Annotated in this window: 11 protein-coding genes and 2 pseudogenes; 12 read left to right on the top strand and 1 reads right to left on the bottom strand. The window is 43.5% G+C overall.

From position 1 onward, the window contains the following. Positions 1-165 precede the first annotated feature (165 nt). From SPADD19_RS07680 to SPADD19_RS07655, 6 genes and pseudogenes are all read left to right on the top strand, one after another. Positions 166-411: a hypothetical protein gene (locus SPADD19_RS07680; RefSeq protein WP_003009969.1), complete on the top strand. Its 246-nt coding sequence runs from the start codon at positions 166-168 to the stop codon at positions 409-411. A gap of 156 nt (positions 412-567) precedes the next feature. Beyond that, positions 568-894, top strand: coding sequence for a preprotein translocase subunit YajC (yajC, locus tag SPADD19_RS07675; RefSeq protein WP_003004444.1), 327 nt, complete (start codon positions 568-570; stop codon positions 892-894). Between the two features lie 154 nt (positions 895-1,048). Continuing rightward, a pseudogene (locus SPADD19_RS07670) lies at positions 1,049-1,799 on the top strand (isoprenyl transferase). A gap of 9 nt (positions 1,800-1,808) precedes the next feature. Then, positions 1,809-2,612 carry a phosphatidate cytidylyltransferase gene (locus SPADD19_RS07665; RefSeq protein ID WP_023919527.1) on the top strand — a complete coding sequence of 268 codons (804 nt, stop codon included), beginning with the start codon at positions 1,809-1,811 and terminating at the stop codon, positions 2,610-2,612. 36 nt (positions 2,613-2,648) lie between these two features. After that, positions 2,649-3,908 carry an RIP metalloprotease RseP gene (gene rseP / locus SPADD19_RS07660; RefSeq protein WP_021154371.1) on the top strand — a complete coding sequence of 420 codons (1,260 nt, stop codon included), beginning with the start codon at positions 2,649-2,651 and terminating at the stop codon, positions 3,906-3,908. A gap of 15 nt (positions 3,909-3,923) precedes the next feature. After that, positions 3,924-5,774: a proline--tRNA ligase gene (locus tag SPADD19_RS07655; protein WP_021154372.1), complete on the top strand. Its 1,851-nt coding sequence runs from the start codon at positions 3,924-3,926 to the stop codon at positions 5,772-5,774. 54 nt (positions 5,775-5,828) lie between these two features. Here the strand turns inward: SPADD19_RS07655 and SPADD19_RS07650 are convergent, their stop codons facing one another. Then, on the bottom strand, positions 5,829-6,380 hold the full coding sequence (locus tag SPADD19_RS07650) for a hypothetical protein (RefSeq protein ID WP_061455703.1): 552 nt from the start codon (positions 6,378-6,380) through the stop codon (positions 5,829-5,831). 477 nt (positions 6,381-6,857) lie between these two features. On the opposite strand from SPADD19_RS07650, the gene SPADD19_RS07645 reads away from it, so the two are divergent. The 6 genes and pseudogenes from SPADD19_RS07645 to SPADD19_RS12840 all read left to right on the top strand — a co-directional run. Then, on the top strand, positions 6,858-7,145 hold the full coding sequence (locus SPADD19_RS07645) for a WXG100 family type VII secretion target (RefSeq protein ID WP_061455702.1): 288 nt from the start codon (positions 6,858-6,860) through the stop codon (positions 7,143-7,145). Between the two features lie 131 nt (positions 7,146-7,276). After that, positions 7,277-10,300 carry a type VII secretion protein EsaA gene (esaA, locus tag SPADD19_RS07640; RefSeq protein WP_061455701.1) on the top strand — a complete coding sequence of 1,008 codons (3,024 nt, stop codon included), beginning with the start codon at positions 7,277-7,279 and terminating at the stop codon, positions 10,298-10,300. Further along, the gene (gene essA / locus SPADD19_RS07635) at positions 10,297-10,752 is read left to right on the top strand and encodes a type VII secretion protein EssA (protein WP_045759059.1); all 456 of its coding nucleotides are present in this window, start codon (positions 10,297-10,299) and stop codon (positions 10,750-10,752) included. The genes esaA and essA overlap by 4 nt, the downstream gene beginning before the upstream one ends. Then, positions 10,753-10,995 carry an EsaB/YukD family protein gene (locus SPADD19_RS07630; RefSeq protein ID WP_003013697.1) on the top strand — a complete coding sequence of 81 codons (243 nt, stop codon included), beginning with the start codon at positions 10,753-10,755 and terminating at the stop codon, positions 10,993-10,995. It begins immediately after the preceding gene. 1 nt (position 10,996) lies between these two features. After that, positions 10,997-12,286, top strand: a complete 1,290-nt coding sequence (gene essB, locus SPADD19_RS07625) for a type VII secretion protein EssB (RefSeq protein ID WP_061455700.1) — start codon at positions 10,997-10,999, stop codon at positions 12,284-12,286. 3 nt (positions 12,287-12,289) lie between these two features. Next, positions 12,290-14,254 (top strand): annotated as a pseudogene (locus SPADD19_RS12840) (type VII secretion protein EssC); the annotation flags it as partial.

Genomic DNA, 14,254 nt, shown 5'->3' with positions numbered 1-14,254 from the left:
CCACCTGGGGGAAATTATTCGCCGTATAAGGCCAAAATCCTCCTATTTGGGCTAAAAAAACATCAATAATTAGTGAAATTAATCCAATTTGAGCAAAATTATTAATAAATAAAGAAAATAAGTATATAATCTATACAAGAATAAAATTTGAGGAATGGAAGTAAGATGAGCAATACAATTGATATCTACTCAACTCCCGAATACAGAAAAGTGGAAGCCGTTGTTCAACTGATGGTTGATGGTCGCTTGACGAGCTATCGTGTCGCAACTGAAACAAACATCAGCAAAATGAGCTTGGCGACTTTGACGAAGGGAACGAGTAAAATCAAAAATATTACCTATCAAACGGCTTTGGCCTTGATTGATTGGTATGATGAGAATCATGAAAAGTATGGCATTACGATTGACTAGTCAGTAGCCCACTTTTCGTGGTTTTTTTCTTTTTCATCAAAACTTGCCTCCTCTCTGAGACTGGAGCCTGATTTTGCTTGAAGAGGATGGGAAAACTTGAAAAGACGGGCGAAATTTGATATAGTATAGCATATATGAAAATTAAAGGAGAAACATATGCAAGGCGGAAGTTTGCTAATTATGCTCGTTCTTATGGTCGGTTTGATGTACTTCATGAGCCGTAGCCAAAAGAAACAGTACCAAAAACGGATGGAAAGTTTGAATAAACTTCAAAAAGGAAATGAAGTCATCACGATTGGTGGCTTGTACGGAACCATCGATGAAGTCGACACAGACCGCAAGACCGTTGTCTTGGATGTTGATGGTGTCTACCTGACCTTTGAATTGGGAGCGATCAAAACAGTTCTTCCTGTATCAGAAGGAATCTCAGCTACTGCTACAGAAGGCGCTAGCTCAGATGCCGATTCAGCCATCGAAGAATAATCATCAAAGAAGAGGCAAAGGCCTCTTTTTTGGTGGGCAAATAGGACGATGTGATGAAGGAAAGCCTTGGTGGTTCAAAAAAGAGGCCAGAGTCCCTATTTTATGGGGATTTATGGTATAATGAAGCGATAAATATTGAAATAGGTAGAAAAACATGTTTCGTTTTAAGAAAAAAGAAAAAATCGAGATACCTTTAGAAGTCCCGAAACACATTGGGATCATTATGGATGGCAATGGTCGCTGGGCGAAAAAGCGGATGCAACCGCGCGTCTTCGGTCATAAGGCAGGGATGGAAGCTCTCCAAGAAGTGACGATTGCAGCAAAAAAATATGGGGGTTCAGGTCTTGACTGTCTATGCCTTTTCTACGGAAAACTGGACACGCCCTGAAGATGAAGTCAAGTTCATCATGCACTTGCCGATCGAATTTTATGATCGTTTCGTCCCCGAATTGCATCGCAACAATGTCAAGATTCAAATGATCGGTGATACCAAGAAATTACCAAAAGAAACGCTAGAGGCTTTGGAAAGAGCAGAAGCGATGACCCATCTCAATACTGGCTTGATCCTGAATTTCGCACTCAATTATGGTGGACGTGCTGAGATCACTCAGGCCGTGAAGCAGATCGCCCAAGAAGTCTTGGATGCGAAGTTTAGCCCAGAAGATATCACAGAAGAGATGATCGCTGATTCTCTCTATACCGAGAGTTTGCCACGCGTCCTAAGGGATCCGGATTTGATTATTCGTACCAGCGGAGAGATCCGTTTGAGTAATTTCCTTCCTTGGCAGGCCGCTTATAGTGAGTTGTATTTCACAGATGTGATGTGGCCAGATTTTGGAGAGGAAGCACTACGAAGTGCCATAGTAGAATATAGCCATCGCCATCGGAGATTTGGTGGTGTTTAGGAGAAGATGATGACGAAAGATTTACAAAAACGTGTGATTTTTGGAGGAATTGCCCTGCTCTTTTTCATTCCAACAGTAATGGTTGGAGGAGTGTTCTTCCAGATTGTGATTGGCTTGATCGCCATGCTAGGGGTTCATGAATTGCTCAAGATGAAGGGGCTTGAGACAGCGACTTTTGAAGGAGCGCTAGCCATGTTAGCGGCCTTCGTCCTGACTTTGCCGATCGAGGACTACCTCCCTTATCTTCCAGCAGATGGCAATATGATTGCCTATGGTCTGGTTGTCTTGATTCTCATGGGGACAACTGTTCTTGCTCAGAATTACAATTATGAAGATGTGGTCTACCCCATTGCGTCCAGCTTTTATGTTGGACTCGGCTTCCATTCCTTAGTAGATGCGCGAATTGCTGGTATTGATAAGGTTTTGTTAGCCCTCTTTATTGTCTGGGCTACAGATTCAGGTGCTTATCTGGTAGGAAGCCGGTTTGGGAAACGCAAGCTCATGCCTGCGGTTTCTCCTAATAAAACGATTGAAGGCAGTCTTGGGGGAATCTTGTCTGCAGTTGCGGTAACTGTGATCTATATGATCGTGGATCGCTCTGTGGCAGGTGGACATGGTTTTCTTGCGATGATCTTCTTTACCATCCTCTTTAGTATTGCAGGTCAGTTTGGAGATCTGGTAGAGAGTGCGATTAAACGCCACTTCGGTGTGAAAGATTCTGGGAAATTTATTCCAGGACATGGTGGTGTTCTAGACCGCTTTGATAGTTTGATTTTTGTCTTTCCCTTGATGCATTTCTTGGGCTTATTCTAAGACAGAAGTGATAGAAAGGAAACCACATATAGAACGATGCAGTTTATTGCCTTTATTGTTATTTTTGGAGTGATCGTTCTCGTTCACGAGTTTGGTCATTTCTATTTTGCAAAAAAATCGGGCATCCTGGTGCGAGAATTCTCGATCGGGATGGGTCCCAAGATCTTTGCCCATATTGGTCAAGATGGAACAGCCTATACGATTCGCATTCTACCTTTAGGTGGCTATGTGCGTATGGCTGGCTGGGGTGAGGACACAACTGAGATTAAAACCGGAACGCCTGTCAGCTTGACGCTAAATGAGGCTGGTAAGGTCGTCCGGATCAATCTTTCAGGAAAGAATCTGGATCAGACAGCCCTTCCCATGAATGTTACCCAGTTTGACTTTGAAGATAAATTAGAAATCACGGGCTTGGTTCTCGATGAGACCAAGACTTATGATGTCGATCATGATGCGACTATTGTTGAGGAAGATGGGACAGAAGTGCGGATTGCGCCGAGAGATGTTCAGTATCAGAATGCCAGCATTTGGGGACGGTTGATCACCAACTTTGCGGGTCCTATGAACAACTTTATCCTCAGTATTGTCGTCTACTCACTTCTAGCCTTTATGCGCGGTGGTGCGATTGACTACTACAGCAACAATGTTCAGGTGGCACCCGATGGGGCGCTGGCTAAGGTCGGTGTCAAAAGCAACGTTCAGATCCTTCAAGTTAACAACGATACCGTTAGCAACTGGGATGAGCTGACTGATGCTGTCGAGAAAGCAACCAAGGACAGCAAGACGGCTCCTGAATTGACCCTGAAAGTCAAAACAGACGGCCAAGAAAAAGAAGTTAAAGTAAAGCCAACCAAGTCAGGGAATCGTTACTATCTGGGTGTGACAAATGGCCTCAAGACAGGATTTGTGGATAAACTCTTGTCTGGTTTTACAGATACCTGGAATACAGCGACACGGATTTTGGGAGCTTTGAAAGATATCATTTTCCACTTTAGTCTCAATAAACTGGGTGGTCCGGTTGCCATCTACAATGCCAGCTCACAAGCTGCTCAATTAGGAATTCCAGCAGTCTTGTCTCTTATGGCCATGCTCTCTATTAATATTGGGATATTCAATCTAATCCCGATTCCGGCTTTGGATGGCGGGAAAATCTTGATCAATTTGATCGAGGTCGTCCGGAGAAAACCATTGAAACAGGAAGTAGAAACCTATATGACGCTTGCAGGTGTAGCTGTAATGGTTATTTTGATGATTGCTGTCACCTGGAATGATATTATGAAATTATTTTTGAAATAGAAAAGGATATTGTCCATGAAACAAAGTAAAATGTTGATTCCAACGCTTCGCGAAATGCCAAGCGATGCTCAAGTCATTAGCCATGCTTTGATGTTGCGTGCAGGTTATGTTCGCCAAGTCTCAGCTGGTGTCTATTCTTATCTGCCATTAGCAAATCGAGTGATTGAAAAAGCAAAAGGCATCATGCGCCAAGAATTTGAAAAAATTGGAGCAGTAGAAATGCTAGCTCCAGCCCTTTTGAGTGCGGATCTCTGGCGTGAATCTGGTCGTTACGAAACTTACGGGGAAGACCTTTATAAGTTGAAAAACCGTGAAGGCTCTGACTTTATCTTGGGTCCAACTCACGAAGAAACCTTTACCGCTATTGTGCGCGACTCAGTAAAATCTTACAAACAATTGCCGTTGAATCTCTACCAAATTCAACCAAAATACCGCGATGAAAAACGCCCACGGAACGGTCTTCTTCGGACCCGTGAATTCATCATGAAAGATGGTTACAGTTTCCATGCCAACTACGATAGCTTGGACGTTACTTATGATGAATACAAGGCAGCTTATGAGCGGATCTTCACACGCAGTGGCATCGACTACAAAGCCATCATCGGTGATGGTGGTGCCATGGGTGGAAAAGATAGCCAAGAGTTTATGGCTGTTACGCCTGCTCGTACGGACTTGGACCGTTGGGTTGTTTTAGACAAATCAGTAGCTTCCTTTGATGAGATCCCAGCAGAAGTTCAAGAAGAAATCAAAGCAGAATTGCTCAAATGGATGGTTTCTGGGGAAGATACTATTGCCTATTCAAGTGAATCAACCTATGCTGCGAACTTGGAAATGGCTACTAACGAATACAAGCCTAGTAACCGTGTCGTAGCAGAAGAAGAAGTGAAACGCGTGGAAACACCAGGTGTCAAATCGATTGATGAAGTAGCTGCATTCTTGGATGTTCCAGAAGAAGCTACTATCAAGACTTTAGTTTACATCGCAGATGGTGAGCCAGTTGTAGCCCTTCTTGTAGGTAATGATCAGCTCAATGAAGTGAAGTTGAAAAACCACCTCGGCGCAGACTTCTTTGAACCTGCAACCGAAGTGGAAGTGAAAGAATTATTAGGAGCTGATTTTGGCTCTCTCGGTCCAGTTGATCTTCCTGAAAATGTTAAGATTATCGCAGACCGCAAGGTCCAAGACAGCCGCAATGCAGTAGTCGGTGCCAATGAAACAGGCTACCACTTGACTGGTGTCAACCCAGGACGTGACTTTACTGCAGAATACGTCGATATCCGTGAAGTTCGTGAAGGCGAAATCTCACCAGATGGGAAAGGGGTCTTGAACTTTGCACGTGGGATCGAAATCGGTCACATTTTCAAACTCGGCACACGCTACTCCGCTAGCATGGGAGCAGATGTCTTGGACGAAAACGGTCGTGCAGTTCCAATCATCATGGGCTGCTACGGAATCGGTGTCAGCCGTCTTCTTTCAGCCGTTATGGAGCAACATGCTCGCCTCTTTGTCAATAAGACTCCAAAAGGGGAGTACCGTTACGCTTGGGGAATTAACTTCCCTAAAGAATTGGCGCCATTTGATGTGCATTTGATTCCAGTCAATGTCAAAGATGAAGCAAGCCTTGCTTTGACCGATCGGATCGAAGAAGCCTTGGTGAATAAAGGCTACGAAGTCTTGGTGGATGACCGAAATGAACGCGCTGGTGTCAAATTCAGCGATAGTGATTTGATTGGGCTTCCAATCCGCGTAACAGTTGGTAAAAAAGCAGCTGAAGGCATCGTAGAAGTGAAAATCAAAGCGACAGGAGATACCATCGAAGTTCATGCGGACAATCTCCTTGAAACCCTTTCAATCTTGAACAAATAAGAAAAAGCTTTCTGAGCTCTCACCAGTGTGGTGATGAAACTCAGGAAGCTCTTTTTATTTTTCTTCTTTGAGGCCTTGATCTTTGAAATAGGTAAAGAGATCTTGAGGTTTGCCTTTGAGGTATTTCAACATGGTAGTGTTGGTTTCTTCCCCTTGATCAGCCAGTAATTTCACAAAATCTTCCTTTTTCATTTGAGTAAAATCAACATGCATAACGTTTGTATAGGTCTGTTTATCATCAGCGATTTTGATGCTTGTGTTGATTCCAGCTTGTCCGTTAACACCGTGTTTGGAATTTGCTTTATCAGCTTCTTCTTGATAGACTTCCTTCAATTCAGCGACATCTGATTTTTGCATATCTTCCGGTATTGGTGCAACTCCCATGATGGTCATGGAAACAATCTCATCATTCTTGTAGCCAATTTGAATTTTGTTTTGGTGGTGATCGCCGAGGTCGCTAACAAAGGTCTTGGTTTGGACTTGCTCCTTTTTGGTTTGAGTGGCTTCTTGCTTGGAAGAAGCGGCAGTAGTTCCTTTGCCTTGTTGGCCTTGGCTACAAGCGGTAAGAGCTAGTAGACAGACAGAGGCAAGTAGAAATTTTTTCATATATACTCCTTATAGGTTAATGGTGTTCGATCTTGTATGAAACAAGTTTTGAACAGGTTTCATTATACCATAAAAGTTTTAAAAATGAAAAAATATACAAGAATCTTCAAAATTTGCTTTTAAAAACACCTAAAATCAACAATTTTTATCTATGTGTTGAGTTAATATAAAAGGACAGAGTGTCTTCTTTTCTTCTCAGAAATAATACTAGTTGGAGACTACTGGGGCAAGGAATTCAGAAAATATATTACATATTTATGACAAAATGTTACACAATTGTAACAAAGTTACAATGTTTTATCAGTTAGCCCTCTAAACTTGACATTCTGGCAATATTTCATTAAGATATTTTTAAGTAAATAATACAAACAGGGAGAAAAAGGTAAAATATACAGTTATCTGGCATTTTACTAATTCGTACTAAAATGTATTGTTTATGAAAAAAATATAAGGGTATCAGCCCAAAAGGAGAAAAATATGGCTCAAATTAAATTAACTCCAGAAGACCTACGTGCTTCAGCACAACGTTATGCACAAGGTTCTCAAGAAATCAATCAAATCCTTACTACTTTGACTCATGAACAACAAGTCATCGACGCAAACTGGGATGGATCTGCATTTGATAGCTTTGAAGCACAATTCAACGAATTGTCTCCAAAAATCAAACAATTCGCTCAATTGTTGGAAGACATCAACGGTCAATTGATCAAAGTTGCTGATATCGTTGAACAAACTGACCAAGATATCGCTGCACAAATCCACTAAGATAGTCTTGGAGGTGATCTTACTTCTTGTAGGTAGATCACCCTTTTGTCTTTTGATATATAGAAAATAGGGGTTAGATTCTTAATTCCTAACCCCTATTTTGTATCTATGAATTAGAAAAAGGAAAAGGTATGGAAGTTAAAAATAAAAAATGGTTAAAATACATCGGTCAGAGTGCGGTTGTGCTCCTTTTGATGGGATCTGTCGTGGGTCTTTATACGACGGTTCAAAAGGACCAAAAGCAAAACGAAGCCAAGACCGTGCAAACGACAGAAAACACCAAGCTCAACATTGCGGTTGTCAATGAAGACAAGGCGGTCAAACTGAATGATAAAGAATACAACCTTGGGGCTAGCTATGTAAAGAATATCGAACGGGATAATTCGCAAAACTGGTCTGTACTCCCTCGTGGAGCTGCTGAGTCAGGGCTTGCAGATGGCAAGTACCAGTTGATGATTGTCATTCCAAGTGACTTCTCAGAGAAGGTCTTGGAAGTGAACGCGGTTAATGCAGAGAAGACAACGGTGACGTATAAGGTCAATGCGGCTGGAAATTCTCAGGTTGAGAACGAGGCCAATAAAGTCGCTAAAGATATCGTTTCAGACTTGAATAGCCAGTTGGTTGATATGTATATGGTCAGCATTTTGAGCAACCTTTATACAGCTCAGAAGAACGTGGAAACAAGTAACAAAATTCAATCTACCAACATTGGTTCTTACCGGAGCAACTTGCTAGATTCAGCCTTGGATTCCAAGAATATCTTCCCAAGTCTCTATAGCTTGTCTACGTCATCTGTTGAGTCGAACAATGCCTTGAAGACAGTCCTTGAGTCTTATACACAGGCTTTTGATCAATTGACCCAATCTCAGGATCAGTACGGTCAAAACTTCGACACATTGATCAAGCAACGCTCTGAGGATAAGATCAGCCATGAAGAGTTCATGAACCAGCTGATGTCCATGAACCAGTCTGTTGTCAGTGAAAAGACCCAAGAGTTGTATAAGAATCTACAACAAAACCAAGAAGCAATTACCAAACAATTGAGTCAACCAACTGAAACAGAAGGAGATTCTTCAGGGACCAAGACCTATGCAGGCTTGACAAAAGATGTGAATGATCGTGTGGCAGACCTCGAAAAAGGGATCAAGGCAGAACGCGACAAATTAGATGAGCACGAAAAGAACATCGAGTCTACTGTAAAAGCGAAGATCCTTGACTACTATGGTCTAAAAGAAGGAGACAAAGTCACTCTTCGTACCTTGCTTGGAAAGACGAGTATCAAGACATTAAGTGAAGCACGTAATAAAGCGGATGAAGATATTCGTAAAGCAATTGAAAAACTTCCGTCTTTAGATCCTGCTAGTCTGAATTTGAATAAGTATGGGAATTTCAACGCAGCGATTGATTTTGATAGTGCTTTTGCTGGAACGAAGGCGCAAGCAAAAGGGAATGCCGATGAATTAAAACGATTGGCTGCTGAAGTGGATGCCAAATTAACGGCAGTTGCGGATGTCCTTAATGCTAAATCTGGGAAACAGAAAGTCAGTATTCATGTCCCTGCAGGAGTCAAGGTTGATACTTGGACCTATGATGGACAGACTTATGCAGGCAGTGGTGAGCAGGAAGTCGAACTGAAAGATGGCAAACAAATTCAAATTCACCTTGTTGAAGATGGAGGAGCTATGCCGAGCGCGATTGATGTTGAAGTCCTTGTGAATGGGGTTTCTTCAACCAGTGTGACCGTATCTGCAGAAGATTTGAAAACAGCTGTCGCTAACTATGCATCGAAAGCTAGTGAAATCGCCTTGGATTATCAACGCGCAGGAGCATTGATCGATGCCTACTATCCAAAAGATGAAAAGGAAAATCGTCATTCGCTCTATGATCCGATCGAAGATATGGATTTGACAGATGCTTTGGTCGATGTCGTGAAGGCTGCCGTTTCAAGTAATATGAAGGACTACCGTAAGAGTATTGAAACGGATGAATCTGGGGATGCAACGAAGAGTGTGAAAGCCCAGTTAGATGGTACACTCCAACAGTTGCAAGACTTGGGACCACAATTGCAGGCCAATCTTCAAGCAATCGAAAACACTAACAAAGATCTAACCAAAAATATCAATGATCAATTGACGCAATATGCTGATCTTCAAAAACGTTTAGAAGAGATCTCAAAAGCGCAAGAAACAGTGACACAGGCTCAAACCAAGACCGATGCAGATTTGTCAGCTCTTGGTTCTGAATACACGTCATTATTGAGCTCGACAGAAGGCGTTAAGAGCTCATCTCGTAGCAATGTAGAAGCTGCTAACTCTACCAATGAAATCTTTAGCCAATTGAACAAAGAATTGGAAAAAGCCCAAGGCAATACAGAGAAATTGTCTAGCAATGCGGAAAGTTTGATGGGTGAATTCGATAAGGAATTGTCTGAAAACGGGAACTTCGTCGAAGCCTTCCGCAAAGTCTTCAACAATGCTTACGAAAATGGTGTGCCAAATGAAGTCTTGCTCGACTTCTTGTCAAATCCAGTTGCAGAGAAATCTTCTTCTGTGAAAGCGACCATCAACGTCTACCGTCCATTTATCTGGATCTTTATGCTAGAAATCTTGAGCCTCTTTACAGCTTATCTCTTTGCGACTCAGCCAATCATCCGCAAGGTGAAAGATCGTTTCAAATTGAATCGCTTGCAAGAATCAGATCTCTTGTCTGTCGGTGTCCTTGTAGGACTTTCTCTCATCCTTGGACTGGTGATCGGAATGATTTCAAGTATTCAACTCTCTGTTGGTCGTGAATATGTACCTTCATGGGTATTCTTAGCGGTTCTAGCAAGCTTTGTCTTGGTACAACTGCAATACCTTCTCTTGAAACACTTCCGTGTGATTGGAATGGGACTAGCCTTCTTCATGTTGATCAGCTACGTCTACCTATCAAGTGCGATCGGAACGACCGCGACCTTGTCAGGCCTTCCAGCACTGGTGAAAAATGTCAACCTCCTTTCTATTTTAGAAGGACAGTTTGCGGGTTACTTTGATGGACAAACAGCCGGTATCGGCGTCTTCTTCGGATTGTTGGTCTTCTTCGGCCTTTTGGCAGTTGCCAATATCTTCATTCCTAAAAAGTTTACTCAAACAAAGGAAATTGAAACAAGCTTATGAAAAAAATGATGTATCTTCTCTTTGTCTTTAGTCTCTTACCAGTAGCTGTTGTTTCTGCAGATGATTTTATTGATAATCGTCTGCAGGTCAACAACTCACGTCTTGAGACAGAGCAGGAAAAGACACTTGGGGGCCAATTGGATGCGACTGAGTCTCTTTTCAATGAGAAGGATCAGAAAAAATTAGCAGATGAAAAACGCAAGCAAGAGAAACAATTGACCGATTCTGACGGCCAGTTGTTTTCTGCTATAAAGGGAAAGAAAAAAACGGGGCCTGAAGCGGACCTGTTCCAGCCTGAAAATCAAAAATTATCTAAATTCGAGTCCAATGTGGAGGACAATTCGGCCAGCTTGTCGGATTTTATTCCAGCCTTGCAAATGCTGGCTTGGAGTGCCCTTCTCTTTGGGATTGCTGGCTATATTTCCTATCGAATCTATAGAAAAGAGGCCTAAATGGACCAACATATTAATGTCACCTTCCGTATGAATGGTGCAAGCCATGACCTCCGGATCCCAACGCGGATGGAGGTGCGACGCTTGATTCGGGAATTGGATCAGATCTTTGGGTCTGCCATGGAGCCTAGAAGTAAGTATCAGTTGCGCGTGGTAAATAAGGGCATCTTGCTGGATGAAGGCAAGGTGGTTCAAGAGTATCCGATCACGAGTGGTGATCTGATCGAAATTGAGGAGTGGTAAGGTGAAAGAAGAACAATTTACACTGGAAGAACAAGTCTTCCGTTTTGAAAAAGAAGAAACGAGCTGGCGACTGGACCTCAAGCGTTCAGAAGTGGATAGCCAGGATTTACGCAATTTATGGATTTTGGATCTCCATCATCCCCTGTTTTTAGAGCAAAGCATGACGGCCGATCAAGACCAGATTCATCTGACCTATCAGACAGATGCGCTGGGCTTGACTGCAGAAGAAATCAAAGAATTACCCGTATCAGACCGTCTGCGTCTAGCCATCAATGTCTTGGATTTGGCGCCAGCCTTGGAGCTTCCAGTGACCTTTATGTTGCATCCCGTCAATCTGTTTGTGACCAAGGATGCACAAGTCAAGATTGCTTACCGCGGGGTTCCGGGAATGATGGTGCCACGCAAGTGGGATCAGGTTGAATTCTTGCGCCAGGCTAAGTGCTATGCCGTTACTCTTTTTGGTGACTGGGACTTCATGGAGCTCTATCAAGGGACGCTTGAATTAGAAGATCTGCCAGATTTCTTGGTAGAAATCCGTGATGCCGCTAGCTTAGAAGAGATGAAAGCTCTCTTAGAGAAAGCCTACCAAGAACGCAAGGAAGAGGAAGAAAAGACCTTGACCTTGGTTTCAAGCCGTCAACACCGAATCTTTAAGTTGGCAACCGTATGGCTTTCCGCTGTAGTGGCCCTCTTGCTTTTGCCTTTGATTTATTTGGTCTTTTTCCAAGCACCCTTTAAAGAAAAGTTGCTTCAAGCGGATACAGCCTATCTTAAGGTAGACTATACCGGTGTGATCGATGAATTAGAGGGAGTAGCTCCAAGCAGTCTTCCAACGACGCAGAAATATGAGTTGGCGACGTCTTATTTACAAGGCTTGAATTTCTCAGAGGACCAAAAGAAGGTCATCCTCAACAACGTCACGCTCAAGTCAGACAGTCTCTATCTTCACTACTGGATCTATATCGGCCGTCATGACTTTACCCAAGCCTTGGATACAGCCAAGCGGATCGACGATTCAGACTTGATCATCTACGCCCTTCGTAAAGAAATCAAGGCGACACGCGATAGCGAAAAACTCTCTGGTGAACAGCGCGAGAAGAAACTCTCTGAGCTAGAGGGCGAATACAAGAAATACTGGGATGCCCGCTCTAAACTTTTGGAAGCAGAGACAGATGAAACCAAATCTTCCACTAGCAGCTCAACCACGGCTTCATCTACAGAAGGCTCCTCAACAGAAAGCTCGTCTTCTACAACAGCAAGCTCAACTGAGTCTAGAGAACACAAGGAGTAGTCTATGAAAAAACGTATCATACTCTATAAAAAAGGTTTTCGCTATGAGCTAGCACTAGAAGAGGGGAAAACAGCGACCGTATCGAATCAAGAAACGGCTCAGTTGACCATTTCTTCGCAAGAACATCCCCTTCATTTCCAATGGAGTCAAGGAGAAGTCTTCTACCAATATGGGGAAGACAAGGGCATGCTTAAAAATAGCAAGATCCTTGGAGATGTGGTCTGCTACTTGGCGACAGGAGAAGTCCATACTTATGAACTGCTAGACAAGGAAGAAATCCTGGTAGCAGATGAACAAGGTGCGGATGTGCGCGTGCATTATCCAGTGCGCTTTCTCCTTGTAAAAAAAGACCAGACCTGGACTTGCCAGCTCTTATCTGGAAAACTCTACCATAACCACAAACTCGTTACTGAAGCGACTGTTCCACTGGCTTTTGGAGATGAGCTGGCGATTGGAGATGTGACCTTTAAGCTCTATCCGGAAGAATTTGGCGTGGAAGGATCGGTCGAAGTGAGTCCTTATCTGGTGCCTCGCTTGCATTCGCGTTACGACTTCTACAAGGACTACCCAGAGTACCACCGGTCTCCGCGGATCATCTACCGGAGCTCAGAAGACAAGATCCTGATCAATCCTCCGGGTGCGGAGCCTCAAAAGCCATCGGATGAACTCTTGAAGTTGATCATGCCCCCCCTTATCATGGTTGGGGTGACCCTCTTGATCACTATTTTCCAACCGCGGGGTCTCTATATCATCGCGACGGTATCCATGTCTGTGGTCAGTGTGATCTTTTCGGTACAAGGATTTTTCAAGAATCGTAAGAAATACAAAGAAGATAAGAAAGAGCGCGTGGAGCTCTACCATCTCTATCTCAAGGACAAGGCCAAGGACTTGGAACAGCTCTCTCGTAAGCAGCGAGAAGGCATGTTTTACCATTTCCCAGCCATCGAAGACTTGACCAAGATGGTCAAACGCTATGACTCACGGATCTACGAAAAAACACCGCTTCATTTTGACTTTTTGGCCTATCGTTTGGGCTTGGGCAAGGTCCCAACCAGCTATGAGCTCAAATATGGTCAGGAAGAACGCAGTGGGAAGAAAGATGCCTTGGAAGAAGAAGGCTATGCCCTTTTCCAAGCGCATCAAAAGATCGACAATCTTCCGATTGTAGCCAGCCTCAATCGGGGACCTGTGGGGTATGTCGGCCCTCGTCCCATCGTGCTCGAGCAGTTGCAACTCCTTGTTGCCCAATTGGCTGTCTTTCACTCTTACCATGATCTGACCATTATCCCGATCATTCCAGAGGAAGAAAAAGAAAGTTGGGATTGGATGCGCTGGTTGCCTCATGCGACCTTGCAAGACATGAATGTCCGTAGTTTTGTCTACAATCAGCGGACACGCGATCAGGTCTTGAACAGTCTCAACCAAATCCTCAAGCTCCGCAAGGCGCAAAAAGAGGAAGAAAAAGCCAATGACACCAAGATCTTCCACCCTCACTATGTGGTCCTCATCACCGATGAGACCTTGATTTTGGACCATGTCATCATGGAGTTCTTCCGTGAGGATCCGACAGAGCTAGGCTGCTCCATCATCTATGTGGCAGATGTGCTCTCATCTCTTTCTGAAAATATCCAAACGGTTATCTCTATCAAGGACCGCAACCAAGGGCAATTGCTCTTGCAAGAAGGGGTTCTTCGGGAGCTCGACTTCCAATTGGATCACTTCCCTGAAGGTTATGACAAGGAAGCCATCTCGCGTGGCCTTGCCCCCCTCAAGCATATCCAACAGCTTAAGAGTTCGATTCCAGACTCAGTGACCTTCCTTGAAATGTATCAAGCGGAAACTTTCAATGATCTCAAGGTCTTGAGTCGTTGGGAGAGTCATGCCCCTTACCAAAGTTTGGCCGTGCCGATCGGTCTGCGAGGAAAGGACGATTTGGTCTACCTCAATCTCCATGAAAAAGCTCATGGA

Origin of the sequence: Streptococcus parasanguinis (assembly GCF_001578955.1) — a bacterium.
Lineage (GTDB): Bacteria > Bacillota > Bacilli > Lactobacillales > Streptococcaceae > Streptococcus > Streptococcus parasanguinis_U.
Note: the sequence above shows the minus strand (reverse complement) of the source record. Positions and strands in the feature narration are given on the sequence as shown.

Coding starts and splice junctions, on each gene's coding strand:
- SPADD19_RS07680 (WP_003009969.1), top strand. CDS start 166: ATGAGCAATACAATTGATATCTACTCAACTCCCGAATACAGAAAAGTG.
- yajC (WP_003004444.1), top strand. CDS start 568: ATGCAAGGCGGAAGTTTGCTAATTATGCTCGTTCTTATGGTCGGTTTG.
- SPADD19_RS07665 (WP_023919527.1), top strand. CDS start 1,809: ATGACGAAAGATTTACAAAAACGTGTGATTTTTGGAGGAATTGCCCTG.
- rseP (WP_021154371.1), top strand. CDS start 2,649: ATGCAGTTTATTGCCTTTATTGTTATTTTTGGAGTGATCGTTCTCGTT.
- SPADD19_RS07655 (WP_021154372.1), top strand. CDS start 3,924: ATGAAACAAAGTAAAATGTTGATTCCAACGCTTCGCGAAATGCCAAGC.
- SPADD19_RS07650 (WP_061455703.1), bottom strand. CDS start 6,380: ATGAAAAAATTTCTACTTGCCTCTGTCTGTCTACTAGCTCTTACCGCT.
- SPADD19_RS07645 (WP_061455702.1), top strand. CDS start 6,858: ATGGCTCAAATTAAATTAACTCCAGAAGACCTACGTGCTTCAGCACAA.
- esaA (WP_061455701.1), top strand. CDS start 7,277: ATGGAAGTTAAAAATAAAAAATGGTTAAAATACATCGGTCAGAGTGCG.
- essA (WP_045759059.1), top strand. CDS start 10,297: ATGAAAAAAATGATGTATCTTCTCTTTGTCTTTAGTCTCTTACCAGTA.
- SPADD19_RS07630 (WP_003013697.1), top strand. CDS start 10,753: ATGGACCAACATATTAATGTCACCTTCCGTATGAATGGTGCAAGCCAT.